Source organism: Rudaea sp. 3F27F6, from assembly GCF_005503555.1.
Taxonomy (GTDB): Bacteria; Pseudomonadota; Gammaproteobacteria; order Xanthomonadales; family Rhodanobacteraceae; genus Rudaea.
Genome location: NZ_SCNG01000001.1, coordinates 1,226,666 through 1,251,892 on the forward strand (window position 1 = coordinate 1,226,666; position 25,227 = coordinate 1,251,892).

Annotated in this window: 20 protein-coding genes; 9 read left to right on the forward strand and 11 right to left on the reverse strand. The window is 64.9% G+C overall.

What is annotated here, in order from left to right; translation table 11 throughout:
• Positions 1-74: 74 nt before the first annotated feature.
• The 4 genes from FFS30_RS05300 to pdsR all read right to left on the reverse strand — a co-directional run bounded on the left by FFS30_RS05300 (position 75) and on the right by pdsR (position 4,275).
• A complete protein-coding gene (locus FFS30_RS05300) occupies positions 75-791 on the reverse strand; it encodes a sel1 repeat family protein (RefSeq protein WP_137912032.1) in 717 nt (238 codons plus the stop codon).
• A 78-nt stretch (positions 792-869) separates the two neighbouring features.
• A complete protein-coding gene (locus FFS30_RS05305; protein WP_137912033.1) occupies positions 870-2,936 on the reverse strand; it encodes an ATP-binding protein in 2,067 nt (688 codons plus the stop codon).
• 12 nt (positions 2,937-2,948) lie between these two features.
• Positions 2,949-3,560 (reverse strand): hypothetical protein, encoded by a 612-nt coding sequence (locus FFS30_RS05310; protein WP_137912034.1) that lies wholly within the window; start codon positions 3,558-3,560, stop codon positions 2,949-2,951.
• Between the two features lie 25 nt (positions 3,561-3,585).
• Positions 3,586-4,275, reverse strand: coding sequence for a proteobacterial dedicated sortase system response regulator (pdsR, locus tag FFS30_RS05315; protein WP_137912035.1), 690 nt, complete (start codon positions 4,273-4,275; stop codon positions 3,586-3,588).
• Positions 4,276-4,611: 336 nt separating this feature from the next.
• On the opposite strand from pdsR, the gene FFS30_RS05320 reads away from it, so the two are divergent.
• Both FFS30_RS05320 and purU read left to right on the forward strand, forming a co-directional pair.
• Positions 4,612-5,880: a hypothetical protein gene (locus FFS30_RS05320; protein WP_137912036.1), complete on the forward strand. Its 1,269-nt coding sequence runs from the start codon at positions 4,612-4,614 to the stop codon at positions 5,878-5,880.
• Positions 5,881-6,198: 318 nt separating this feature from the next.
• Positions 6,199-7,050 carry a formyltetrahydrofolate deformylase gene (gene purU / locus FFS30_RS05325; protein ID WP_137912597.1) on the forward strand — a complete coding sequence of 284 codons (852 nt, stop codon included), beginning with the start codon at positions 6,199-6,201 and terminating at the stop codon, positions 7,048-7,050.
• 319 nt (positions 7,051-7,369) lie between these two features.
• On the opposite strand, the gene rpe is transcribed toward purU, so the two are convergent.
• Both rpe and djlA read right to left on the reverse strand, forming a co-directional pair.
• On the reverse strand, positions 7,370-8,035 hold the full coding sequence (gene rpe / locus FFS30_RS05330; protein WP_137912037.1) for a ribulose-phosphate 3-epimerase: 666 nt from the start codon (positions 8,033-8,035) through the stop codon (positions 7,370-7,372).
• A gap of 104 nt (positions 8,036-8,139) precedes the next feature.
• Positions 8,140-8,952, reverse strand: coding sequence for a co-chaperone DjlA (gene djlA, locus FFS30_RS05335; RefSeq protein ID WP_137912038.1), 813 nt, complete (start codon positions 8,950-8,952; stop codon positions 8,140-8,142).
• A 203-nt stretch (positions 8,953-9,155) separates the two neighbouring features.
• Between djlA and FFS30_RS05340 the strand changes: the two genes are divergently transcribed.
• From FFS30_RS05340 to FFS30_RS05365, 6 genes are all read left to right on the forward strand, one after another.
• Entirely contained in the window at positions 9,156-10,052 is an 897-nt protein-coding gene (locus tag FFS30_RS05340) for a phosphoribosylaminoimidazolesuccinocarboxamide synthase (protein ID WP_137912598.1), read from the forward strand.
• A 28-nt stretch (positions 10,053-10,080) separates the two neighbouring features.
• Positions 10,081-10,590, forward strand: coding sequence for a DUF1697 domain-containing protein (locus FFS30_RS05345; protein WP_137912039.1), 510 nt, complete (start codon positions 10,081-10,083; stop codon positions 10,588-10,590).
• 310 nt (positions 10,591-10,900) lie between these two features.
• The gene (locus FFS30_RS05350; protein WP_137912040.1) at positions 10,901-11,986 is read left to right on the forward strand and encodes a 3-deoxy-7-phosphoheptulonate synthase; all 1,086 of its coding nucleotides are present in this window, start codon (positions 10,901-10,903) and stop codon (positions 11,984-11,986) included.
• Between the two features lie 229 nt (positions 11,987-12,215).
• A complete protein-coding gene (locus FFS30_RS05355; protein WP_137912041.1) occupies positions 12,216-12,713 on the forward strand; it encodes a methylated-DNA--[protein]-cysteine S-methyltransferase in 498 nt (165 codons plus the stop codon).
• A 67-nt stretch (positions 12,714-12,780) separates the two neighbouring features.
• Positions 12,781-14,007, forward strand: coding sequence for a hypothetical protein (locus FFS30_RS05360; protein WP_137912042.1), 1,227 nt, complete (start codon positions 12,781-12,783; stop codon positions 14,005-14,007).
• Positions 14,008-14,172: 165 nt separating this feature from the next.
• A complete protein-coding gene (locus tag FFS30_RS05365; RefSeq protein WP_137912043.1) occupies positions 14,173-14,499 on the forward strand; it encodes a BON domain-containing protein in 327 nt (108 codons plus the stop codon).
• 75 nt (positions 14,500-14,574) lie between these two features.
• Here the strand turns inward: FFS30_RS05365 and FFS30_RS05370 are convergent, their stop codons facing one another.
• Positions 14,575-17,442 (reverse strand): pitrilysin family protein, encoded by a 2,868-nt coding sequence (locus tag FFS30_RS05370; protein ID WP_137912044.1) that lies wholly within the window; start codon positions 17,440-17,442, stop codon positions 14,575-14,577.
• A 275-nt stretch (positions 17,443-17,717) separates the two neighbouring features.
• Between FFS30_RS05370 and FFS30_RS05375 the strand changes: the two genes are divergently transcribed.
• Positions 17,718-19,670: a CocE/NonD family hydrolase gene (locus tag FFS30_RS05375; RefSeq protein ID WP_137912045.1), complete on the forward strand. Its 1,953-nt coding sequence runs from the start codon at positions 17,718-17,720 to the stop codon at positions 19,668-19,670.
• A 319-nt stretch (positions 19,671-19,989) separates the two neighbouring features.
• On the opposite strand, the gene FFS30_RS05380 is transcribed toward FFS30_RS05375, so the two are convergent.
• From FFS30_RS05380 to FFS30_RS05395, 4 genes are all read right to left on the reverse strand, one after another.
• Positions 19,990-20,961, reverse strand: coding sequence for an ornithine cyclodeaminase family protein (locus tag FFS30_RS05380; protein ID WP_137912046.1), 972 nt, complete (start codon positions 20,959-20,961; stop codon positions 19,990-19,992).
• A 23-nt stretch (positions 20,962-20,984) separates the two neighbouring features.
• Positions 20,985-22,115, reverse strand: a complete 1,131-nt coding sequence (locus FFS30_RS05385) for an alanine racemase (RefSeq protein ID WP_137912047.1) — start codon at positions 22,113-22,115, stop codon at positions 20,985-20,987.
• 132 nt (positions 22,116-22,247) lie between these two features.
• A complete protein-coding gene (locus FFS30_RS05390) occupies positions 22,248-24,008 on the reverse strand; it encodes an amidohydrolase family protein (RefSeq protein ID WP_137912048.1) in 1,761 nt (586 codons plus the stop codon).
• Positions 24,005-25,150 (reverse strand): serine hydrolase domain-containing protein, encoded by a 1,146-nt coding sequence (locus tag FFS30_RS05395; RefSeq protein WP_137912049.1) that lies wholly within the window; start codon positions 25,148-25,150, stop codon positions 24,005-24,007. The genes FFS30_RS05390 and FFS30_RS05395 overlap by 4 nt, the downstream gene beginning before the upstream one ends.
• Between the last annotated feature and the right edge of the window lie 77 nt (positions 25,151-25,227).

Here is a 25,227-nt window from a genome sequence, read left to right on the forward strand (position 1 = left end):
AACGGCAACGCAGGCGCCGGTGCAGCGCACGGCGCGGAGATCGACTCCACCGGCCGCGCGCTGCCGGCGCAGCGCTAGTTCTGCTTCGGCTGCGGGAACGCCTCTTTGGCCGCGCCTTCGGGCACTTTCAGCGTCTCCACGTCGCCGACGGTCACGCGCCCGGTGATGCGTTCGATCATCGCGTTGCGCGAAGAGGTTTGACGGCGCAAATATTCCGCGCCGTTCTCGCCCGCAGCCCCCTGCCCCGTCTCGTACACGAGAACGTTGCCGCTGAAGCCGACGCGCGAACCGGTCACGGCCTTCGCCTGCTGACTGAACACGCCCAGCGCGCGCGGTATGGCCACGTCGTCGCCGTACTTCGCTTCGAGATCGGCGAAGATGTCGCCGGCATCGCGCTTTTCCTTTTCGCTCAGGCTCGCGTAGGCAGCCTGCAACGAGGTCATTGCCAGATCGCCCGACGCCTCGGCCGCGATGCCGAGCCAGGCTGTGCCGCGCGCGCGATCGACCGGCACACCGATGCCCTTGTAGTACATCAGCCCGGCGTTGTACTGCGCCACTTTGTTGGCCCAGAAGCCGGCCAGCTCGAACAGGCGCAGGGCCTCGCGGTAGTCCTTCTTTTTCAGATAGAACTGCGCCTTGTATTCGAAATATTTGCCGGGAAGGAAATTGCCCGGCGGATCGGTGTTGCCGCCGCCCATGGCGAAGATGTTGTTCGGCTGTGCCTGCGCACCGAGGCTCAGGCCGAGCAGCAGAAGCACGAAGACGTTGCGGATGATGCTGAGCTTGCGCATGCGAACCTCCCGGCAGAAGTTGTCCCTAACCCGAGACGAGGAACAACGGCAGATCGTCGCGGACCAGTATGCCTGCCGTCATCCTACCAGCGAACGCCGCGGCATGCCGCGCAGTTCCAGGGCGAATTCCACCCCGGAACCGTCGGCGAGATTGCTCGCCTGCGCCTTGCCGTGATGCAGCTCGGCGATCAGGCGCACGATCGACAGACCCAGACCCAGGTGCGGCGGTTCGGCCGGCGCGCCGGTGACCACCGTGACTTTCTGCGCGCTCGACGGGCGCACGCTGACCAGCGAGTCGAACAGGCGGTCGGCCATGCTGCTCGGCAGCGGCGGGCCCTGGTTGGCGACGCTGACGATCGCACCGTCACCGTGCACGTGCAGCGCAATGCGGATCCAGCCGTCCTCGGGGGTGAAACTCTTTGCGTTGTCGATCAGCTTGTCGAGCGCCTGCGCGATCAGCTCGGGCGCACCGTGCATGACGAGCCGCGCCGCCGGCAGGTCGGCTTCGACGCGGCGCGGCGCAAGCAGCGGCCGGTACGCATCGACGCAGCCGCGCACGACCGCGGCGAGATCGAATTCTTCCGCATCGACGCCGGCGATCGCGCGCTCCATGCGGCTCGCCTCGCTCATCGCGCGCACGATCGCGCCGAGACGCTCGGCGCCGCTGCGCGCGCGCACGAGGTAGGTACGCGCATCGGTGGACACCGCCTGCTGGTCGAGGTTGTCGAGCGAGGATTTGACGATCGCGAGCGGCGTCTGCAGTTCGTGCGACAGCTTCGACGCCAGGGTGCGCAAATAATCCGTGTAAGCGGCGACTTCGTCGAGCAAGTGCGAGAAGCTGCGCGCAAGGTCGCCGAGTTCGTCCTTGGCGCCGATCAGCGGCAGCGGCGCATTGTCGAGTTTGCCGCGCGCGTGCTGGGCGCGCTCGACCGCGTCGCGCAGGCGGCGGATGCGCAGGCCGAGCACGCCGGCGAACGCGAACAGAATCGCGCCGGCGAAAACCAGCGCGCCGAGGCTCGCGCCGATCAGAATCAGCAGCGCGCGGTTGGTCAGCAGCGGCAGCGCGTCGCCCGACTGTTCGAGCAGCAGCGCGCCGCGCACCTCGTTGTTCTCCTTCAACGGCACCGCCGCGGCGAGCACGACCGAACTCTGGCCCGCCGCCGCGAGGCTCGGCGCGGGATGCCAGGCCGTCGCAGCAACGCCCGACAGCGCCTGCCAGATCTCGGGCGAGGACAGGCGCGGCAGGTTGGTCGCGAAATCCTGCGCGCGGGTCATGTCGGGCGCGATCAGGCTGCGGTAGATCAGGTTCTCGAACCAGCGCCGCAGCGCCGGTGCCGTGGCCTTCGATGCCGGCGCTTCGAGCTGGCCGGACTCGGCGATCACCCAGCCTTCCGCGCTGAGCACGCGCACGCGCATACCGTCGGGCGCGAACTGGGCGAGGTCTTCGGACAGGCTCGGCGAGCGCAGCAGCAGCGGCCGCAGTTCGATGTGCGCGTTGTTCGGCGAATCGGCGTCGAACTCGTTGAGAGTCAGCGAGTCGGGCATCTGCGTGCGCGGCAGGCGCAGCTCGACGCGATAACCGTTCGCGTCTTCCTGCCAGACCGCGCTGAGCACTTGCGGCAGCGACTCGCCTTCGCCGTCGAGCACGCGCGCATCGAACCGGCCCGGCGCGGCGCTGGCAAGCAGGTAGCGGCGCAGATCGTTGTCGTGGGCAAGACTCAGGGTCAGATGATCGCGCAACAACGCATTCGAGTCGTTCGCGTCCGCACGCGTGCGCGTGGTGTCGCGCACGACCGCGAGCAGGTACAGATAATCGCCGTCCACGCACAGCAGCAGCTTGGCTTTCTGCGCATCGTCGGCCGGACCGATGTTCTGCGCGAACGGCATCAGCGCGGCCCAGTCGTCGGCATAGCCGTCGACGCGCATATCCTGCGCGCACGGATGCACGTAGAACGCCTGCCCCGCCGGCGGCAGTACGGTCTTGAGCGCGGCCAGGCTGCGCGCAAGCGCCTTGGCCGAGGCGGTCAGGGTCTGTTCCTGGCCCTGGCGCAGCAACTCCTCCATCTGGCGCACGATCAGCCAGCCCGCGAGCGGCAGGGCCAGCGTGGAGAGGGCGAGTAGCAACAATTTGAAACGCAGCGACATCAAACGAGCCGGCTAGTGCCAAAACGCGCGACGCAAGGGCGCCGCGAGTGCGTCATCGAACACGATGCCGGACATCGTCTTTGCGAATGTCGCACAGGCCAACGGCGAACCTGACTTACCATGCATCTCCGCAAGCAGGCCAGCAACACCCACAGAAGCGCCTCGCGTCTTGTCGATGAACGTGTTGGTCAGAACCTTGAATTCGTAGTGTTTTCCGGAGCGTCCGTCGAGTTTTATCGGCTCGAACTTCTCACCCAATTCGGCGAGCTCTTCACTTGACTTCGAACGGTATGGTCCGAACTGGCTGCTTAGAAGAAATTCCACATCTTTCATGTCCATCGACGCGTGCATGCTCCAGAATTTATTGAGCTGACGCACGCCGATGCCGCTGCCAAAGACGAGAAATGCCCAGTAGACCATCAACACCATCACTGGGACGATCGACCAGCGCTTGAATGGCGACATCTGTGGATCGAGAGTCAAAGCGACCAGGATGCCGAGCACCAAAGCAAGCGCAGCCAGTACATGCACGAATCGCGGAACCCAATAGCCATTCTTCCGCCAGTTCAGAAACCCAACGATTACAAAAGCTATCGCAACGAGCCATCCAAACGAATCGCGCAAAGAAATTTCTCCTTAACGAAGAATTCTACGGCCGCCAACGATACCCGGCGCCATGCACCGTCTCGATCGCATCGAAAGACTCATCGATGGCGAGGAATTTTTTGCGGATGCGCTTGATGTGCGAGGTGATCGTCGCATCGTCGACGACGACCTGCGCTTCGCGCATCAACTGGTCGCGGTTCTTTACGTGACCGGGGAAGCGGACCAGGGTGTGGATCATCCAGAACTCGGTCACCGTCAACGGCACTTCGACGTTGTTCCAGGTCACGCGCATGCGCTCGGCTTCGAGTTTGAGCGGTCCGTGCTCGACTACGGTTTCCTTTGACGCTGGCTTGTTCAGCGAATCGACGCGGCGGAACAGGGCGCTGATGCGCGCGGCGAGATGGTGCAGGCTGACGTCCTTGGTCAGGTAATCGTCGGCGCCGAGACGCAGGCCGGAAATCACGTCGAAATCCGAATCGCGCGCGGTCAGGAACAGAATCGGCAGGGTCGGCGACTGCGCACGCAGCTCGCGGCACAGCTCGAAGCCGCCCTCGGGCTCGTCGCCGAGGCCGACGTCGATGATGACGAGCTCGGGCAGGCGCTGCGCGAAAGCGCGGCTCGCGTCCGGGCGCGTGGCGAAGCCCTGCGTCGTATAGCCGAAGCGGTTGAGCGCTTCGACATAGTTCGCGCGGATCGCGGGTTCGTCTTCGACGATGGCGATGTGGCGGCCCATGGTGGAAAGTCCTGCATGATGAGGTGTGCGCAGCTTACGCAACGCGCCCCGCGCCCGGCAATGCCGCCGGCGCATTTGCCACGGCTTCGCCAGATTTGATCGCAGACGCGCCGCAATCGGGCACATTGCGTTCATGCGCGAACGCGAAGATCACCGCACGGCCATCCCCGGCCGCATCCTTCGACGAAAAAGCCGCCCGCCATGAACACCAGCCGCCCCGAACCGAATCTCGAATTGCACCAGACCGAACCGTTCCGCGTCGTCTTCGCCCTACTCGCGCTCGTGCTCGGCGCGGTCGCTGCGCTACAGTTCTGATACTCAAAACAGGGGGTTTGCATGCGTGCGTCTTTCTGGCTCGGGATGACGTTGTTCTGCGCACATGCATTTGCCGGAACAGAGCCGGTCGCCCCATCCTGGCAGGGCGAATGGGGACAATGGAGGCAGTCGCCGCCCGGAACAAACCCCGCGCTGACCGGCAGCAGCATTTCCATCTCCGCCTGCTCGCCGGCGGACGGAACCTGCCGGCTCCGGCTGGAAGCCGCATCCGATAGGGGCCGCTGCAGTTTCGTCGGCAAAAACGCAGGACAAGAAATGCGACTAACGTCACCCGTGACCGCAACTGTCGCCGTCCGCGGATTCGATGGAAGCGCGCACGACTGCCGAATCGATCTCGCCCTGGATGCGACGGACAGCTTGCGGCAGATTCGCGCGTCCTTGAGCGGAGACGAATGCGGCTACTTCTGTGCCCACGATGTGATCGTGCCGGAAACCCATCCATTTCGTACCAATGCCTCCTATCCGCAGCAGGCGGTCGCGGACTGCTTCGCGGATCAGCGTGCATCACGCCGATCCTGGTGTCTCAACACAGATTTGCAGGCGCAAGAAAAACGCTTGAACGAACTGAGCAACACTTACGCCGAACTCAGCCACGATGCCTCGAACCATTCGCTGTCACGCAGGTTGCCGACCGACCGCGAAACGCTTCTGGACACGTGCAACCGCTCGCAGCAGATCGAATCCTGCCTGAAATCGGGATTCGAGCGACTGGTGGTTAATTATTCGCACGAAACGGATGCGGCCCGGAGCGCTCACGATGCACTGGAAGTGCAACTGGCCGCGAAAGGCGACGCCGGGCGAGCCGAAGCGCTTATCGACGCTTACGCGGGAGTGTACAAACGACGCTTCCCGAACGGCTTGGTCGACGGTTCGACATTCACCTCGGAAAACATCCTGGAAGTCGTAAAGGTCTCGCCCGATACGGTCTACTTCCGCACGCATCTCGAGTTCTACAACGGGCATACCTGCGCCTTGTACGGGCTCGCAAGCTACATGCAGACAGGCACGTTCGTGTTCAACGATCCCAGCGGCGTCAAGGATGGGCTGCAGAATCGCACCTGCCGCATGCAGCTTCGTCTCGATGCCGAAGGCGCCGCACTTATCGACCCCGACCACGGCTGCAATGTCTATTGCGGGGCTCGCGGCGGCATCGACGGCACCGCCTTCGCCGCCAAAGAGCGGGGCACGATTCGCTATATGAGCCTGCTCAAGAATTCGCGCCAGTACCAGGAATCGATCAAGCTGCTGCCCGCGCCGGCTGCGCCATAGCGTGCGCATGGGATTGCGCGGCGCGTCTGAGCGATGGCGCCGCGAGGATGTCTACGTCCCGCTCCCGCTCACCGCATCGAAGCGCACGCGGCCGGATAAGGTTTCAGTCTGAGATCCGTTCGCCTTGAGCGTAGGCCCGAAGGGCCGGAGTCGAAAGGCGCTGGAAGTGGCGCTTCGACTTCGCTCGCTACGCGAGCTACGCTCAGCGCGAACGGAGATCGGAAATCTCAAACCGAGACGCCACCCGCTGCCGGGACCGCTCGCTGCCATCCACCGCGACGCACTAGAATGCCCAATCCTTCCGCGCCGCGCCTACCCATGCGCCACGACTACATCCTCACCTTGTCCTGCCCGGATCGCACCGGCATCGTCTATCGCGTCAGCGGACTGCTGTTCGAGTCGGCGTGCAATATTCTCGACGCGCAACAGTTCGGCGACGAAGAAACGCGGCGCTTCTTCCTGCGCATTCATTTCGACGTGGCCGCCGCGTCGGACATGGCCGCGCTCGAAGCCCGCTTCGGCGAACTTGCGCGCGAGTTCGGCATGGACTGGCAGATCCGCGACGCGCGCAAGCGCGCGCGCCTGCTGATCCTGGTCAGCAAGCAGGGCCATTGCCTCAACGACCTGCTGTTTCGCGTGCGCAGCGGCCAGTTGCCGGTGGACATCGCCGCGGTCGCGTCCAATCACGACGACTTCGCCGAACTCGCCGCGTCGTATCGCGTACCGTTTCATCATCTGCCGGTCAACGGTGCGACGCGCGAGGCGCAGGAAACCGCGATCGCCGGACTCGTCGCGAGCGAGCGCATCGATCTGGTCGTCCTTGCGCGCTACATGCAGATTCTTTCGCCGCAGCTCTGCGACGCGTTCGCCGGGCGCGCGATCAATATCCACCACAGCTTTCTGCCGAGCTTCAAGGGCGCCAAGCCGTATCATCAGGCGCACCAGCGCGGGGTGAAGGTGATCGGCGCGACGGCGCACTACGTCACGCGCGATCTCGACGAAGGCCCGATCATCGAGCAGGACGTCGCCCGCGTCGATCATGGCGCGACGCCGCGCGACCTCGTACGCATGGGCAGCGACATCGAGTCGCTCGTGCTCGCGCGCGCCGTGCGTTGGCACGTCGAGCACCGCATCCTGCTCAACGGCCATCGCACGGTCGTGTTTCGGTAAGCGGCTTCGCGAACGGGCGACCTGCCTGGCGGGTCGGGCAGTGTCTCAGTTTGAAATTTCAAAAATTCCGTTCGCGCTGAGCGTAGCTCGCGCAGCGAACGAAGTCGAAGCGCCACCCCAGGCGCCTTTCGACTCCGGCCCTTTGGGCCTACGCTCAAGGCGAACGGGTTTTGAACTGCTGCGCTTCTGAAGATCAAGAGCGTTTGCCACGGATTTGCACGGAAAGACACGGATAGAGCAGATCATTCAAATGCTCTATCCGCAGTTTTGGCTTTTTATCCGTGTTAATCCGTGGCAAACGCTCTTCCGCTCGCGCAGATCAAGCCACCGCGTGCAGCATCTTCGCAACGATGTCGCGGTAGTCCTTGTGGCCGAAGATTGCCGAGCCGGCGACGAAGGTATCAGCGCCGGCGCGCGCGATGTCGCCGATGTTGTCCGCTTTGACGCCGCCGTCGATCTCGAGACGGATCGCGCGGCCGCTGCGGTCGATGCGCTCGCGCACTTCGCGCAGCTTGCCGAGCGCGGACGGAATGAAGCTCTGGCCGCCGAAGCCCGGATTGACGCTCATCAGCAGGATCAAGTCGATCTTGTCCATCACGTAGTCGAGATAAGACAGCGGCGTGGCCGGATTGAATACGAGACCGGCGGTGCAGCCCGAATCGTGGATCAGGCCGATCGTGCGGTCGATATGCTCGCTCGCTTCGGGATGAAAACTGATGTGGCTCGCGCCGGCCTTGGCGAAGTCGGGCACGATGCGATCGACCGGCTTGACCATCAGATGCACGTCGATCGGCGCGGTCACACCGTGCTTGCGCAGCGCCTCGCAGACCAGCGGGCCGATCGTCAGGTTCGGCACATAGTGGTTGTCCATCACGTCGAAGTGCACCCACTGCGCGCCTGCGGCGAGCACAGCGTCGACTTCCTCGCCGAGCTTGGCGAAGTTCGCGGAAAGAATCGAAGGGGCGATGACGGGAGATTGTTTCATGAGCCGGGATTCGGGATTCGGGATTCGGGATTCGGGATTCGGGATTCGGCAAAGGATAGCGCGATGGCCGTCGCGAATCTGCAGCGCTCAGTCGCGCATCGCGGTCATTTCATGCCGCGTTCGCTGCGGATCTGCTCGTAGGCCGCATTGATGTCGCGCGCGCGCTCTTCGGCGCGGCGCTTGAGTTCGTCGGGCACGTTGCCGAGTTTGTCCGGGTGATGCTGGCTCATGAGTTTGCGATAGGCGCGCTTGATCTCGGCATCACTCGCCGCGCTGCCGACGCCGAGCACGGTGTAGGGATCCTTGCCACCCCTGTCGCCCGACGCCGTGCCGCGCGTGCGCTCGCCGCGCTGCGCGCGCACGTATTCTTCCCAGTTGTCGGGCGCGACATAGGCATAGCCCTTCATCACCGCGATGCCGATAAGCTGGCGCTCGTCGACGCCGAGCGCCGCGCAGAGCTTGCGCACCAGGGCGAGCTTGGCCGGCGCAAGCGGACCGTCGGCGCAGACGATGTCGAGCAGCAGGTCGATCAGGATGAAGGAGCGGTCGCGGCGCCCACGCGACCACGCGCGCAGTTGCACGATCGCGCTGGTCGTCGAATAGTTCGGTTGCTTGCCCGCGTTGAACTGGCCGATCGCCGCGTTGCGCAGATCGGCGGAAAGCTGCAGGCGCAGCATCAGGTTCTCGGTCGCGGCGATTTCGGCCTCGGAAACGCGCCCGTCCGATTTCGCGATCGCGCCGGCCAGGCCGAACAGCGGCGCGACGAAGGACAGCGGCGCCGAATCGATCGGCGCGCCGAAGCTGCCGACGCTGCGGTCGAAGATGTGCCCGAGCGCGATGCAGACGAGGATCGCGACCGGGTTGTGGAATACGCCGATGCCGATCGCGAGGCCGATCAGCTTGCCCCAGATATTCATGCGCGCATCCACATGCCGTCGCTGGCGCGCGCCGGCTCAGGAACGAAAAAAGGGAGTGTCATCGATCGTTGCCGCACTTTCGGAGCGCGAATTCTAGCCGAACGCGGCGCGCGCGGCTGAACCGCGCCTATCGGCCGCGGCCTACTCGGGACGGGACCACAGGCCCTACAATGCGCGCCTTCGCTCCGCATATCGAGGTCGCCGTGCCCACTACGCTTTCGCAATCCCACCTGCCCGGCCTCGATCTGATCCATCGCGGCAAGGTGCGCGACGTCTACGCCCTGCCAGCGCAGGAACTGCTGATCGTGGCGAGCGACCGGCTCTCCGCGTTCGATGTGATCCTGCCCGACCCGATTCCGGGCAAGGGCGAGATGCTCTGCCAGATTTCCAATTTCTGGTTCGCGAAAACCGCGCACCTCGTGCCGAATCACCTGACCGGCAAGAGCGTCGCCGCGGTGCTGCCGCCCGGCACCGATGCGAGTCTCTATGCAAAGCGCAGCGTGGTGACCAAGCGCCTCAAGCCGGTGCCGGTCGAGGCGATCGCGCGCGGCTACCTGATCGGCTCCGGCTGGAAGGACTACCACGCGAGCGGCTCGCTATGCGGCATCAAGTTGCCGGCCGGACTGCGCCAGGCCGAGAAACTTGCCGCGCCGATCTTCACTCCGTCGACCAAAGCCGCGATCGGCGACCACGACGAGAACATCGGCTTCGACCAAGTCGTGGCGACGATCGGCGCCGACCTCGCCGAGCAGGTGCGCGACGCGACCTTGAAAATTTATACTTTTGCCGCCGAGTTCGCCGCGTCGCGCGGCATCCTGATCGCCGACACCAAGTTCGAGTTCGGCACCGACGCGGACGGCAAGCTCTATGTCATGGACGAGATGCTGACGCCCGATTCCTCGCGCTTCTGGCCGGCCGACGAATACCGCGTCGGCATCAGTCCGCCAAGCTACGACAAGCAGTTCGTGCGCGACTACCTGGAAACGCTGGACTGGAACAAGACCGCGCCCGGTCCGGCGCTGCCGCGCGCGGTGATCGACGGCACCTCGGCGAAGTACGCCGAAGCGCTCAAGCGCCTCGCCGGCATCGAACTCGACTGAGCGCGACGCGCTCGCACGGAATCGCTGCGTGCCCACTTACGCCGCCCTGCTGCGCGCCGTGAACGTCGGCGGTACCGGCAAGCTGCCGATGGCCGACCTGCGCGCGATGTGCGAGTCGATCGGCTTTGCCGATGCGCGCACCTATATCGCCAGCGGCAACGTCGTATTCAAGAGCCGGCTCGGCGAATCAGCAGTCAAGGCCAAGCTGGAGCGTTGCCTGGAAGCCTACGCCGGCAAACCGGTCGGCGTGCTGGTACGCACCGGCGCAGAACTGGCCGCGGTGCTCGCGGCCAATCCGTTCAAAACCACGGCAGCAAACCGCACGCTCGCCATCTTCCTCGACGCGGCACCGCCGGCGAATACGCTGGCGACCGTGAGCGGCCGGCAAACCGAAGCCGTCGCGCTCGGCGCACGCGAAATCTACGTACACTACCCCGCCGGCATGGCGCAGTCGAAGCTGAAAATCGGCGCCGCCAAGGCAGGCACGGCACGCAATATGAACACCGTGGAGAAGCTGGCCGAGTGGACGGCGGAGTGAATCGCCGGCGCCGGAGCGCGGCCCGGCGTCCGCGCAATATTTGCGCTGGACGGGCGCCCGCTGCAGAAACCTGCGGTCAACGGCCGCTTGTCGCGCGCGGATCGATGTGATATCTGTATGCCCATGACCTCCATCCGTCGCGGCTACTTTTTTTGGTATTACGACATTCCCAAGCCGTCGGCGGAGGAAGGGGCGCGATCGATCTGAAGATTTCGCAAAACGAATACCCTCAAAAAACCGCCGGCCCGCCCGGCGGTTTTTTTATGCGTTGTTTTTACCCTGATTCCCCTACCAGCCAGAGGTTTTCATCATGACCAGCCACCACACCGACGATCTGCGCATCGCCGAACTCAAGGAACTGTCGACGCCCGCGCAGGTGATCGGCGAATTCCCGCTCGACGCGCGCAGCGAGGAAACCGTCGCCTCCGCGCGCGCGGCCGTGCATGCCTCCCTCGACGGCAGCAGCGACCGCCTCGTCGTCGTCGTCGGGCCGTGTTCGATTCACGACACCGCGGCGGCGATCGAGTATGCGCAGCGCCTGCGCAAGGAGCGCGAACGCCACGCCGGCGAGCTCGAAATCGTCATGCGCGTCTATTTTGAGAAACCGCGCACCACGGTCGGCTGGAAGGGCCTGATCAACGATCCCGATCTCGACGGCAGCTTCCGCATCGACAAGGGCCTGCGCCTCGCGCGCGGCCTGCTGCGCGACATCAATGCGCTCGGCCTGCCGGCCGGCTGCGAATTCCTCGACATGATCACGCCGCAGTACATCGCCGACCTCGTCGCCTGGGGCGCGATCGGCGCGCGCACGACCGAGAGCCAGGTGCACCGCGAACTCGCTTCCGGCCTGTCCTGCCCGGTCGGATTCAAGAACGGCACCGACGGCAATGTGAAGATCGCGGTCGACGCGGTGCTGTCCGCGGCGAGCCCGCATCATTTCATGGCGGTGACCAAGGAAGGCCGCACCGCGATCGCGGCGACGCGCGGCAACCGCGACTGCCACGTGATCCTGCGCGGCGGCAAGACGCCGAACTACGACGCGGCGAGCGTCGACGCGGCATGCAGCGCAATTGCCAAATCCGGTCTCGGCGCGCGCGTGATGATCGACGCGAGCCACGCGAATTCGTCGAAGAATCCGGACAACCAGCCGAAGGTCGTCGACGATATCGCGCTACAGATCGAAGCGGGCGAACGGCGCATCATCGGTGTGATGATCGAAAGCCATCTGGTCGGCGGACGCCAGGATCTCGTCGACGGCCGCGCGCTGCGCTACGGCCAGAGCATCACCGACGGCTGCATCGACTGGGACGCGACGGTGCGCACGCTCGACCGGCTTGCACAGGCTGTGCGCACGCGACGTGCTACTGGGCGATCGAATTCCGATCTGGCGGCTTGAAGAGCATTTTTTTGCCACGGATAAGAGCGAAAGAACACGGGTAAGGACGGATGGAGCGGGGGCAGAAATTCGATTCGTTCACTCTGCCGTTCTTGTCCGTGTCCATCCGTGTAATCCGTGTCTTATTGCTTGCTTCTCGGCGATCAGATTCCTAGCCGGCTGCCGTGTACATCGGCCGATCCGTGTCTTAATCTTCTTTCGCCGCCTGCCCGGATTTACAATCGCCGCCATGTCGACGGTGTACTACGACTATATGCAGACTCCGATCGGCCGCCTGATGCTCGCGGTCGATGGTCGCGGCCTGCGTCATGTCGATTTCGAGAACGGCAAATATCCGGCGACGATCGGCGAAGACTGGGAACGCGGCGCCGGCGCCCTGCATGAAGCGCGCGCGCAGCTCAAGGCGTATTTCGCCGGTAAGCTGACCTCATTCGACCTGCCCCTTTCGCCGCAAGGCACCGACTTTCAGCAGCAAGTGTGGCTGGCCTTGCTGAGTATTCCCTACGGCGCGACAACGACCTACGGCGAGATCGCGCGCGAACTCGGCGACGCCAATGCGACGCGCGCGGTCGGCGCGGCGAACGGACGCAATCCGCTGCCGATCATCGTGCCCTGCCATCGCGTGATCGGTGCGAACGGCAGTCTGACCGGCTTCGGCGGTGGCCTGCCGACCAAGCGTTGGCTGCTCGACCATGAACAACAGTACAGCGCTTTTCGGCTGACCTAGGCCGAACCCGTCGATCCGAAGGGCATTGAAGTTTTCGTCCACTTTCAGAAAAAAGACGAGGCGCACCATGGCACTGGTCCACGATCTGCGCGACATCATCAATCTGGCGCATGCACGAGCTTGGGATGCGGCCATCAAGCACGGGAAGTCCTCTCCCGATGAACCCGGCATTGTTTCGCAATTGGTGCGATCCACCACCTGTCAGGACATGACCGCTGCCGTCGCGAAGTGGCCGGCCGCGCTCGGCAACACTTACGCCACGCTTTCGGGGAGCTTTATCCACCAGTCTCCGAAAGTGGAATTCAATTTCAACGGAATGCGGAGAACGACGGAGATAGGAGATTTGCTCCTGATCGCGATCGATCACGCCAATCAAAGCGGCACAGCAACCTTGCTTCAGGCGAAAAAGTCGGCGCAGAGAAGCACCGGCGCACTGGCGGGCGGAAACGCCGACGCCCAATTCCATCTCTACGAACAATGGCCGCAGTTCATCAGCGCCAATAGCACTTTCCCGCAGCATAGTCCCAGAACAAAAAGCGACTGGGATCTGTTGGTACAGCCGGATACCGGAAGTTATCTGACGGTCTACGACGATCATGCCTACCAAGTTCCACCCTTGGCAGGCAGTTGGGCACCGCAACGGGGCCCTCGGCACGCAGCGTTCCAAACCACCTTCGATTGCAGTGTTCAACGAGACGACGCGAGCATGACATTCGGCAGTCCGCTGGCAGCGGGAGCCAGTATCACTACCGGCGTCGATTGCCCCAGTCTTCTCGGCGACTTCATGCAAGCGCTGCTGCTTGGACGGCAGGGGCGACCGTTCCAGTTGCTCACCTTACCCAATGCGATCTTCACCGACTGGGATCATTTCATCGACGAAATGCTCAGACTCGGCGCCAAGGCGAGCTATACGTTCAATCACGCGGCCAGCGGTGCGAAAAACCAACCCCGACATCGCGTCCTCGCTCTCTGCAATGACTTTCCGGCCCAGGCATTGGCTGCGACAACGCTTTTTGATCCGCGGAGCGCCGAAGCCATCCGCACCATTGCAAAAGCGATCTGGGGTAAGACTGACTTTCACTCCTACATGAAGTGGCGTGATTGGTTACACGAATGGCCTGTCTTCGACGCGCCCATGCCGACACCCGGCGTTCCCGATTTCATCCCGCCGCCCGGCGAAGCCGATAGAGGCCCCGAAGGAGGCGGTCTCGGCATGCTCGTATTCCACCTCTTCGGAATGGATGGAGAACAAGCCCGCCCACGTCCCGAATGGGACGGCGGCATTCGCCGTTAGTCCGACGTCGCGTAGGCGACGTACTGCTGCTCAGCGAGCCAAGCAGCATTCGCTGCGACCGCGTAACGCGTTTCTTCGTCTTGGTGGAGTAACCTGACGCTGCGAATCTGCTTCGCGCTCGAAGCACAATCAAACGACCTCGTTCCACTCCCGACCAAAACGCCGATGAGCAAGTACGCCGCCATCCTTGGTTCCTGTCTGCTGGCCGCCACGCTGTCGGCGTGTTCGACGTATCAGGCCTACCGCAAATGCGGATTCGGCGGCTGTCCCGGCGACGAGCAGATCGCGGCGCAGGTGAACGAGGCTCTGCTCAATACGCCCGGTATCAGCTACTGGACCATCGACGTGCAGTCGCTCGACCACGTCGTCTACCTGCACGGCCTCGTCGATACCAATCCCGAGCGCGCGAAGGTCGAGGAAATCGCTTTTCAGGCTTCGGGCGGCAAGAAAATCGTCGACTCGATCGAGCTGCGCAACGCAACGCGCTACTGAAATCGGCGACGCCGGTTTCTCAAGGCCACGCCGCGCAATCCGTCGGCATAACCTTCGTTCATCACGCCGGGACCGTCACTTCGCCGGCTTGCCGTCCGCATCGAGTATCTGCACGTCGGCGATCTTCAGATCAGCGATCGATTTTTCGATCTGCTTGCGGTCACCGACCATGACCCAGGTCAACGCGCCGGGGCGAACGACCTCTTTCGCCGCGGCCTGCACGGCCGCATCCGTCTGCGTTTCGATGCGCTGCTTCGCCGTTTGCACCCAGTCGTCCGCGCGGCGATACACGACCACGCCCTGCAGCGCGAGAAGCACATCTTGCGTGGTTTCGTAGTTGGCCGGCAGCGCGCGCGCGTCGTTGGCCTTGACCTTGGCGATCTCGGCCGCCGTCAGCGGCTTCGTGCCGACGAGAGCCTGCGCTTCGCTCAGCATCTCCTTCATCGAATCGGCGGTCTTGTCCGCCTGCACCGGTGCATAGAGCAGGAACGGACGCTGCCCGAGCGCATTCTGCGAAAAGCTGAAGGCGCCGTAGGCCCAGTGTTTTTCCTCGCGCAGATTCATGTTGAGGCGCGAAGTGAACAAGCCGCCGAAGGCGTTGTTCACGGTGTCGATCTCAGTGGTGTTCGGTGCCAGCGTCGACGGCGAGACGATGCCGGCGATGATCACCGACTGCTGCGAACCCGGCCGGTCCATCAGATACATGCGCGGCCGCGCCGGCACGCTCGCGGACGGCAGACTCTTCTTCGGCAGCGGCGATTTCGGCGCGGCCCAATCGCCGATCGCCGCATCGAGCTTGGCGATGATTTCATCGAGCGTGATGTCGCCGGCAACGACGATCCTGGCGTTGTCGGGACGGAACCAATCGCGCGCGAACGCACGCAGATCCACATCGTTCAACGCGGCGACCGAGGCTTCGGTGCCGCTGCCGGTCAGCGGTGCGGCATAGGCATGACCCTTGCCGTAGATCAGCGGCGGCAGCACGCGCAAGGCGAGCCGCGTCGCGTCGTTCTTCTCCTGCGCGATGTTCGCGAGGCGCTGGCCGCGCACGCGGCTCATGTCTTCGCTGCGAAACGCCGGATTGCGCACCATGTCGCCCCAGAGCGCGAGCGACGCATCGAGCCGCGACTTCAGCGCGTCGAGCCCGATCGCACAGGTGTCGAGATCGCAGCCTGCGGCGAGGTTCGCGCCGAGTTCCTGACGGCGGCGCGCGAGCGCAAGCGCGTCGAGGCTTTTCGTGCCCTCGGCGTACATCGCCGCGGTGAACCCCGCCGTGCCGAGCTTGTGCCCCTGGTCGGCGGCGTAGCCCGAATCGAACAGAATATTGAGCTTGACCAGCGGCACGGCGTGGCGTTCGGCGAGCACTACCTCGATGCCGTTCTTGAGCTTGCCACGCTGCAGCTTGGGGAAATTCAACTCGGGGAACGTGTCGACGGCCGGCACGCCCTGACTGCGATCGACATCGCTCTTCACCGTTTTGTATTCGCGCGCCGGCGGCAACACCGGCTTCGGCGCGCCGTCGAGCGCGGCACGGCCCGGCTGCGCGGCGGCGTCTTCGCTCGCATCGGGCGTGCCGGGCTTCACGGTTAGCGTATAGCTGCCTTTCTTCAGCCACTTGTTCGCCGCGGCGGTCACGCCGGCCGGCGTCGCCGTGTTGAGGCGCGCGAAATTCGTCTTGTAGAACACTGGATCGCCGCGGTAGAGCTGACCCTGGGCGAGCACGGCGCCGACGCCGCTGAAGCCGCCGACTTTTTCCATCGCGCGCGCGAACTGCGCATGGCGCTGCACGCGCGCGCGGTCGAGTTCGTCTTCGCCCGGTCCGTCCTTGAGAAATTTCGCGAATTCGTCAGCGATGGCCGCTTCGACCTTGGCCGCGTCCGCGCCCTGTTTGACGTCGGCCTGGATATTGAACTGGCTGCCGAGCGGCGAATTCGCATCGACCCAGACCGAGACGTTGTCGGCGCTCTTGTCCTTGAGCACGAGACGTTCGTAGAGACGCGAAGCTTTGCCGCCGCCGAGCGCCAACGCGGCGAGATCGAGCAGGGGCAATTCGGCGTCGCCGTACTGCGGCACGTTCCACACGCGGATAAGGCTGGTCTGCGCAACGCGGTCGATCATCTCGCCGCGCACGTCGCGTTCGAGCGGCACGATCCACGGCTGCTGGCGCGCGACCGCCGGGCCGGCCGGAATGTCGCCGAAGTATTTCGTCGCCTTCTGCTTCGCCTGCGCGGGCGTGATGTCGCCGGCAAGCACGAGCGTGGTATTGGCCGCGCCATAGTGATCGTCGAACCAGCGCTTCACGTCGTCGAGCGATGCGGCATCGAGGTCCTTCATCGAACCGATCACCGTGTGGTGATACGGATGATTCGCCGGAAAGGTATTCGCTGCAATGTTTTCCCAGGTGCGGCCGAAAGGCTGGTTCTCGCCCTGGCGTTTTTCGTTTTGCACGACGCCGCGCTGGGTGTCGAGTTCCTTCTGCCCGATCGCGCCGAGCAGGTGGCCCATGCGGTCGGACTCCATCCACAAGGCCATATCGACCGCGGTCGACGGCACCGTTTCGAGATAGAGGGTGCGGTCGGTTCCGGTGTTGCCGTTGCGGTCCGTCGTGCCGACCTGCTCGAACGGTTTGGCGTGCACGTCGCGGTGGTTCTCCGAACCCGCGAACATCAAATGCTCGAACAGATGGGCGAAGCCGGTGCGCCCGGGCGGCTCGTCGGCCGAGCCGATGTGATACCAGACCGACACGGTGACGATCGGCGCCTTGTGATCTTCGTGGACGATCACGGTGAGGCCGTTGTCGAGCTGGAACTTTTCGTAGTTGAGATCGATTGTGTCGAACTTCGCCGACGCGCCCGCCGCCGTATCCGCGAATGCCGTCGCCGCAGCCAATGCCAGCGCGCACGCTGCCGCGGCGCGGCCGAGAAAAAGTGAGTTCAAACGCATCAGTCGCCCTTGGTTGTATTGCCCCGATTCGCCGCAGGAATCGGGACTGCCGTCCAAGCTCTTCCTTTGCGTCGAATAACCCGCCTCACCCACCACCCCGATATCCCCGCGCGCGACGCATCGGCGCGACGACGAGGAACGATCCGGCTTTCTAGACCGGCACATGCGAGAAGTTCTTTCGACGCAGCCGTTCGCCGATTGGGTAGTTCTACCGATTACAGCGACCGGCGCACACGGTTCGATTGTCGGCTCCGACGATCACGGCAGCCGCGCACATGATTCGCACTCTTTGTTGTCTGTTCACCGCAGCATTTCTTGCCGGCTTCGCATCGACGCCGGCGAGAGCGCAACAACCCGAAGCGACACTCGCGGCCGACACACCGAAAGAATTCAAGCCCATTCGCGACGAGTTCGACTACGAGCGCCGCGAAGCGATGATCGCGATGCGCGACGGCGCCAAACTGTTCACCGTGATCCTGATTCCCAAGGGCGCGCAGCGCGCGCCGATGTTGCTCACGCGCACGCCGTACGACGCGGACAAGATGACCCGCCACGCGCAGAGCAACCGCCTCGCCGCAACCCTGCACGGTTACGACAACTTCGAAGACCTGCACACGCGCGACGGCTACATCCGCGTCATCCAGGACATCCGCGGCAAGTACAAATCCGAAGGCGACTACGTGGTCACGCGGCCGCCGCACGGCGCGCTCAACCCGACCGCGATCGACCACGCGACGGACACCTGGGACACGATCGACTGGCTGGTCAAGAACGTGCCCGAAAGCAACGGCAAGGTCGGCATCCTCGGCATTTCCTACGACGGCTTCACCGCGCTGACCGCGCTGTTCAATCCGCATCCGGCGCTCAAGGTCTCGGTGCCGATGAACCCGATGGTCGACGGCTGGATGGGCGACGACTGGTTCCACAACGGCGCGTTCCGCCAGATCAACCTCGCGTACATCTACAACCAGGTCAACACGCGCGACAACAGCGCCGAGTGGTGGGACTCGCATTACGACCAGTACGATTTTTATCTCAAGGCCGGCTCGGCCGGCGCGCTCGGCAAGGCGCGCGGACTGGAGCAGAACGGCTTCTTCCGCAAGCTGCTCGCGCATCCGGCCTACGATGCGTTCTGGCAGGAGCAGGCGCTCGACAAACTGCTTACGCGCGAACCGCTCAAGGTGCCGGTGATGCTCGTGCACGGCCTCTGGGACCAGGAAGACATCTACGGCGACATGGCCGTCTACGCCGCGCTCGAACCGAAAGACACGCGCAACGACAAAGTGTTTCTCGTCATGGGCCCGTGGAACCACGGCGGCCAGCAGGAAGAAGGCAGCTCGCTTGGCGCGCTGCATTTCGGCAGCGACACGTCGCTGTACTTCCGCGAACGCGTGCTGCGTCCGTTCCTCGATCAGTATCTCAAGGACGGCGCGGCCAAGGCCGACATCGCGCCGGTCACTGTGTTCCGCACCGGCGAGAATCACTGGGACCGCCTGCAGCGCTGGCCCGACGGCTGCGCCGCGGGCTGCACGATCGAACCGCGTGCGCTGTACCTGCTGTCGGAGCGCAAGCTGGATTTCCGCGCGCAGACACAGGCCGATGCGGCCGAGTACGTTTCCGATCCGGCGACGCCGGTGCCGTTCGTGCCGCGGCCGGTCAAGTCGGCGGGTTACGAAGACAATATCTGGCCGCAATGGCTGGTCAGCGATCAGCGCACGGCATCGAGCCGCCCCGACGTCGCCACCTTCGTCAGCGATGTGCTGAGCGAACCGCTGCGCATCAGCGGCCAGGCGAAAGTGACATTGAGCGCGTCGACCAGCGGCGGCGACGGCGATTTCGTCGTCAAGCTGATCGACGTCTATCCCGACCTCGTGCCGGCGCAGCCGGCGATGGGCGGTTACGAACTGATGGTCGCCGCCGACATCCTGCGCGGCCGCTACCGCAACAGCTACTCGCAGCCCGAGCCGATGCCGGCGAACACGCCGGTACCGCTACGCTTCGCCCTGCCGCCTGCGCATCACACCTTCCTGCCGGGGCATCGCATCATGGTGCAGGTGCAGTCAAGCTGGTTTCCGCTCTACGACCGCAATCCGCAGACCTGGGTCGACAACATCTTCCTCGCGCGGCCGCAGGACTATCGCCGCGCGACGATCCGCATCCGCCTTGGCGGCGCGGACGGCAGTGCGCTCGTATTGCCGGTCGTGCGCGGCGGCGAACCGAGGCACTGAGAGCTTGTCCACGATGACCCGTTCGCACTGAGCGCTTATCCGCAAATAGCCCGTTCGCACTGAGCGTAGCGCCGAAAGCGCGAAGTCGAAGTGCTGCAGGCCGTGGAATTCCGGGTATTTCGACTCCGCGGAGTTGCGCTTCGCTACGCTCAACACGAACGGTCTCTTAGTTTCTCGAACGATTTCCTATTTCACGAACGGTTTCTTATTTACGGACAAGCTCCAAGCCGCAGAGCTTGCCCGCAAACAACCCCTTCGCACTGAGCGTAGCGCCGAAGGCGCGAAGTCGAAGTGCTGTAAACCGCGACGAGGCTTCGAGTCAGTCGAGATCGACGTCGAGCGCGAGGCCCGCCTCGCGCGCGCGGCGCAGGACGAGCGCGGCGATCGCGAGGTCCTGCAGGGCGATGCCGGAGCTGTCGAACACGGTGATCTCGTCGGGACTCGTGCGTCCACGAATGCGCCCGGCGATAACGCCGCCGAGCGCGCGCACGTCGTCGGTGCCGAGCGCACCGGCCGCGTGGCCGTGCTGGAACTCGCCCATCGTCAGCGACTGCTGCGGACTGTCCGCCCACAGCGACGCGCCAGCCGGCAACTGTGTGGGCAGCTCCTGCTTGCCGGGGCCGTCGGCGCCCATCGCCGAAACATGGCAGCCTGGCCGCAGATCGGCCGCTTGCAGCACGGGCGCGGTCGCCGCGGTCACGGTGCTGACGATATCGGCTTCGGCCAGCGCCTGCGGCAGCTCGCCCGCGCGTGCCGGCAGCCCAGCGTCGCGTAGACGCGCAGCGAGATCGGCTGCGGCTTCGCTGCGCCGCGCGCAGACAATGACCGCGCGCAGCGATCGCACGCGTGCGATGGCGAGGGCATCGTAGTAGGCCTGATGACCGCTGCCGATCAAAACAAGCGTCACCGCATCGGCGCGCGCGAGATGTTTGACCGCGACCGCGTCCATCGCCGCGGTGCGCAGCGCGGTCAGCCAGGTCGCGGCGACGATCGCCGTCGGCAAGCCGGTCGCGTCGTCGAGAAGAAGCGTGGTCGAACCGTGATTGCCGAGTCCGCGCGCGCGGTTGCCGGGCCAGTAGCTGCCGACCTTGAGCCCGGGCACCTGGTTTGCGCCGTCGTATCCGGCCTTGACGCCGAAGCGTGTGGCCTTGTCCGAGCCGTGTCCGCGCACGGCCGGAAATAACAGCGACTCGCCGCGGTCGAGTGCGGCCAGCAGGGCTTCGGTTTCCGCGATGGCGTCATCGATGTCGACGACGCGGCGCGCGGCCGCCTCCGAAACGAGAGTGAGCATGCAATCGATCCGCTGCGCCGCCGTCACCAGCCGCCGATGCGCGGCCACTCGGCTTCCACCGTGCTGTCGCCGGCGACGACATGATAACGATCGTACGCGGCCGAGGTCAGGCAGGCGTGATTCGGCAGGATACGCAGGCGCCGGCCCGGCGCGAAGCGCGTGTAGTCGATCGGCGCGCCGCGGCTGCGCACGATGCCGTGTTCCTGGTAGGCGACGTGCACATAGAGGCCGTCGATCACGTCGCCGCTGTCGGCGTCGGCGACAAGGCCGTAACCCGCATCGCCGCGCACGCCGAGTGCGCGCGTGCTGAGATCCTTGCTCAAGGCCAGCGAACCGGCATCGATCACGAGCTGCTCGCGGCGAGGATGACTGCCGATCACCGTGGCGAGCACGCTGACCGCGATGTCGTCCTGCGCGCAGCCGCCGATCCCGGCCTGGAACAGATCGCCGAGCATGTACACACCCGCACGCACCTCGCTGACACCGGGCAGCGCGCGCGCGTGGATCGCCGACGGCGTCGAGCCGATGCTGACGATCTCGCAGGCGTGGTCCGCGCCGCGCAGACGTTCGGCGGCGCGAACGACGGCCGAGCGTTCCTGCTCGGCCACCGCCGCGTGTTCGTCCGTTGAACGTCCCGAATAGGAATGGCCGCCGTGGGTGAATACGCCGGCGACGCGCGCGCCGGGCGCGAGCGCGGCAGCGATCTGCAGCAGCGCGTCGTCGTCGGCCTCGATGCCCGAGCGCCCTTCGCCGCTGTCGATCTCGATCAGCGCTTCGAAGCTCACGCCGAGTTCGCCGCCGCGGCGCGCGAGCAGGCTGGCGATGGCGACGTCGTCGACCGCGAGCAGCAGGCGCACGCCGCCGCGCATCAATGCCGCGGCGCGTTCGAGTTTCTGCGGCGCGATCGCCACGGCGTAGAAAATGTCGGTATGACCGTGCGCGGCGAAGTACTCGGCTTCGCGCAAGGTCGAGACAGTGATGCCGGCGCCGGCAACGCGGCGCGCGATGTCCGCGCTCTTGGTCGTCTTCATATGCGGGCGCAGGGCCACGCCGAGTGCGGCCGTGCGTTCGCGCATGCGTGCGATGTTGCGCTCCAGCCGCGTGCGGTCGAGCACTAAGGCCGGGGTGTCGATCTGCGCCAAGGTTCTCGCCATCGCCGGAGTCATCTGTTTACGTCACCGTTCGCCGTGCAGGGAAGGCCATGCTAGAAACGCCGGCGAACGGCAGCATCCGCAAAAGTACTGAAGGCCGCGCTGCGCGCACGCAGCGCCGCGGCCGCTGCGGATTCACGGCACGACGTGGCTGTCCGCCGGCGCGAGCACGCGCCCCGGCAGGGCCAGTGTGCGCTTGCCTCCATCGACCACGAAGCGGCCGTTGACGAGCACATAGTCGACGCCGTCGGGATAGACGCTCGGTTCGAGATAGGTCGTGTTGTCGCGCAAGCGCGCGAGGTCGAACACGGCGATGTCGGCCTTCATGCCCGGCGCGATGCGGCCGCGGTCGTTGATGCGCAGCACCTGCGCGGGCAGCGCGGTCATCTTGCGCACCGCTTCTTCGAGCGTGTCGACGCCCTGCTGCTGCGAGTAGTAGGCGATGCGCCGCGGATAGCTGCCGAACACGCGGCGGTTGGTATCGACGTACTTGCGCGCGCCAACGGCCTCCTCGGGCAGAACCACCCAGCCGTCGGTCGAGGTCATCGTCCACGGCTGCCGGTAGAAGGTCTTGATGTCTTCGTCGTCCATGCTGAAAGAGCGCATATGCGCGCCGCCGGCCCGATGCGCATCGCCTTCGAGCTGCAGCGCCTGGATCATCTGCGCTTCGTCGAGCTTGCGCTGCGCCATCAGCTCGGACAGGCGCTTGCCGACATAGCTGCGATCGGGATAGTCGAGCACGACGATGTTCTGCGCGCCGCCCTTGAGCGCGACGAAATGGCGGATGTCCGTAGCCAGTCCGTCTTTCTGTCGCGCATCGGCGCCGGCGAGGAAACGCTTGAACGCGGCCTTGTAGTCGAAGTTTTTGATGCCGTCGGGGTTCTTCACGCCGTAGATGTCGGCGGCGATAGGTATCGCGACGAAGTCGCCGTCGGAGCCGCTGCTGTCGTACGGATACACATCCATGTACACGGCGAGGCCGCGGTCGCGCGCAGCTTGCAGGCGCGCGACGAGGCGCGCGGCCTGGCCGCGATAGCCCGGTCCCCAGGCTTTCATGTGAGTGAACACGACAGTGGCGCCGGCCTGTTCGGCGACGGCGAGCGTCTCGTCGATCGAGCCGTCGAGCGTGTCCGGTTTGCCGCCGAGGCTCGGGCGGAAGAACATGGTCGAGTCGCCCTGGCTGCGCAGATGCGGAATGTAGATACCGTTCCATGCCGGCAGCACGCGCGCGAGTTCGACGAGTTCGTGCAGGTTCGAGGAATCGCCGGTCTTGTACTCGAGGCCGAGCGACAGACCGAACGAACCATCGTGCTCCATTTCGTCGGCGAGGATGCGGCGCATGCCGGCGATTTCCTCGTCGCTGGCTGGGCGCTCGGCGTTTTTACCGAGCACGCGGTCGCGCAGGCCGTTGTGGCCGCTGGTCAGGGCGAGGTTCACGCCGATGCCTAGCGCTTCGAGGCGCTTGCGCTGCTCCTTCATCGGTATCGACTGCGCACCGTCGGGATTGCCGAGCACCGTGGTCACGCCCTGGGCGACGTAGTTCTGCACCGCGCGGTGCTTCGGATCGGGTGAGAACATACCGGCCGCGCCGGCCTGGTCGTCGGCGACGTGGGCGTGCATGTCGAGAAAGCCCGGCGCGACGATATGTCCACGCGCCGAGACGACGCGGTCGGCCTTCGATCCGCCGAGCCGGCCGACCGCGACGATGCGGTCGCCGACGATGCCGATGTCGAGGCGCGTGCGCGGTGCGCCGCTGCCGTCGACCACCTCGCCGTCGACGATCAGCACATCGAAATGCCGCTGCGGCACGGCGCTGTCGGCCGCAGCCGCATGCGTGCCGTGCACGCCGAGCAACAGAAGAGCTCCGGCGAATATCGCCCGACCGCACGCGCTCATTTCGTCTTGTCCTTCGCCTCGCCGGCCGGGAGCTGCGACAGCACGAGCTGGGCGAGCGCCTCGCTGATCTCGGCGCCCTTCTCGGTCTTGCCGGCCCAGGCGTTGACGTGCACGGCGACGACCAGGTCGCTCTCCGTGTAGTTGACCAGATCGGACGAGGTGCCTTTCACGCTGCCGCTGTGGCCGACGTGGCGATGGCCCCACGGATCGGTTTCGAGAAACCAGATCAGGCCCTGATTCGGATACAGCGCGGGAACCTGCGGACGGTACATTTCACGCAAGGTCGCCGGCTTAAGCAGAAGGCCGCGGTTGATCGCGTGGCCGAAACGCACGAGGTCTTCGTCGGTCGAGATTACGCCGCCGCCGGCGTATTTGTAGCTGACATTTTCCTGCGCGGCGTTCTTCAGATCGCCGGTCTTGGCGTCGCGCTCGTAGCCGCGGCCGCGCCGCGGCACGATGCGCGCGGGCACGTCGAACTGCGTGTCGAGCATGCCGGCCGGCTGCCAGACGTGGACGCGCAGATATTCTTCGTAGCCCTGGCCGCTGACTTTCTCGATCAGCGCCTGCAAGAGATTCGTCGCATACGACGAATAACTGCGCTTGCTGCCCGGGGTGAATTCGAGCGGCTCGTTGATCCAGCGCTTCGATGCTTCTTCGATACTGTCGAACTGACGGAACGCGAGCACCTCGCCTTCACCGAACTCGCCGTCCTTGTAATGGCGGATGCCCGAGGTGTGGGTCATGATCTGGCGCACGGTGATCGGCGCCTGCTTGCGCGGAAACCACGGCACGTAGGTCTGAATTTCCGCGTCGAGATTGACCTTGCCCTGTTCGACGAGCTGCATGACCGCGATCGCCGCCTGGGTCTTCGAAATCGAGCCGATGTTGTGCACGACGGTGCCATCCTGCGCCATGCCGGTTTCGACGTCGGCGAGACCGACGCCGCCCGAATAGACCAGCTCACCCTTGACCATGATCGCCGCCGACACGCCCGGCGCGCCGCTCTGCACGCGCAGCTTTTCCAGATAGCGCTCGACCTGCGCGCGATCGACTTCGACCGCGGATGCGACGCCGGCGTGCACGGCCAGCAGCAGACAGAAAACCAACGACAGAGAGTTCCAGCAAGCCTTGCGCAGTTTCATGGGTATTACCTCGATGGTGATGTTTGCCGGCGATCCGCGCGCCGATGCCGCAAGGGTATCGGTGCGAACGGCACGCT

Excerpts from the sequence above, each read along its gene's own strand:
- FFS30_RS05365 (WP_137912043.1), top strand. The coding sequence starts at position 14,173 with ATGAGCAAGTACGCCGCCATCCTTGGTTCCTGTCTGCTGGCCGCCACG.
- pdsR (WP_137912035.1), bottom strand. The coding sequence starts at position 4,275 with ATGGGCCGCCACATCGCCATCGTCGAAGACGAACCCGCGATCCGCGCG.
- FFS30_RS05390 (WP_137912048.1), bottom strand. The coding sequence starts at position 24,008 with ATGAGCGCGTGCGGTCGGGCGATATTCGCCGGAGCTCTTCTGTTGCTC.
- FFS30_RS05380 (WP_137912046.1), bottom strand. The coding sequence starts at position 20,961 with ATGCTCACTCTCGTTTCGGAGGCGGCCGCGCGCCGCGTCGTCGACATC.
- FFS30_RS05385 (WP_137912047.1), bottom strand. The coding sequence starts at position 22,115 with ATGGCGAGAACCTTGGCGCAGATCGACACCCCGGCCTTAGTGCTCGAC.
- FFS30_RS05360 (WP_137912042.1), top strand. The coding sequence starts at position 12,781 with ATGGCACTGGTCCACGATCTGCGCGACATCATCAATCTGGCGCATGCA.
- FFS30_RS05375 (WP_137912045.1), top strand. The coding sequence starts at position 17,718 with ATGATTCGCACTCTTTGTTGTCTGTTCACCGCAGCATTTCTTGCCGGC.
- FFS30_RS05305 (WP_137912033.1), bottom strand. The coding sequence starts at position 2,936 with ATGTCGCTGCGTTTCAAATTGTTGCTACTCGCCCTCTCCACGCTGGCC.
- FFS30_RS05370 (WP_137912044.1), bottom strand. The coding sequence starts at position 17,442 with ATGCGTTTGAACTCACTTTTTCTCGGCCGCGCCGCGGCAGCGTGCGCG.
- djlA (WP_137912038.1), bottom strand. The coding sequence starts at position 8,952 with ATGAATATCTGGGGCAAGCTGATCGGCCTCGCGATCGGCATCGGCGTA.
- rpe (WP_137912037.1), bottom strand. The coding sequence starts at position 8,035 with ATGAAACAATCTCCCGTCATCGCCCCTTCGATTCTTTCCGCGAACTTC.
- purU (WP_137912597.1), top strand. The coding sequence starts at position 6,199 with ATGCGCCACGACTACATCCTCACCTTGTCCTGCCCGGATCGCACCGGC.
- FFS30_RS05395 (WP_137912049.1), bottom strand. The coding sequence starts at position 25,150 with ATGAAACTGCGCAAGGCTTGCTGGAACTCTCTGTCGTTGGTTTTCTGT.
- FFS30_RS05350 (WP_137912040.1), top strand. The coding sequence starts at position 10,901 with ATGACCAGCCACCACACCGACGATCTGCGCATCGCCGAACTCAAGGAA.
- FFS30_RS05355 (WP_137912041.1), top strand. The coding sequence starts at position 12,216 with ATGTCGACGGTGTACTACGACTATATGCAGACTCCGATCGGCCGCCTG.
- FFS30_RS05320 (WP_137912036.1), top strand. The coding sequence starts at position 4,612 with ATGCGTGCGTCTTTCTGGCTCGGGATGACGTTGTTCTGCGCACATGCA.
- FFS30_RS05300 (WP_137912032.1), bottom strand. The coding sequence starts at position 791 with ATGCGCAAGCTCAGCATCATCCGCAACGTCTTCGTGCTTCTGCTGCTC.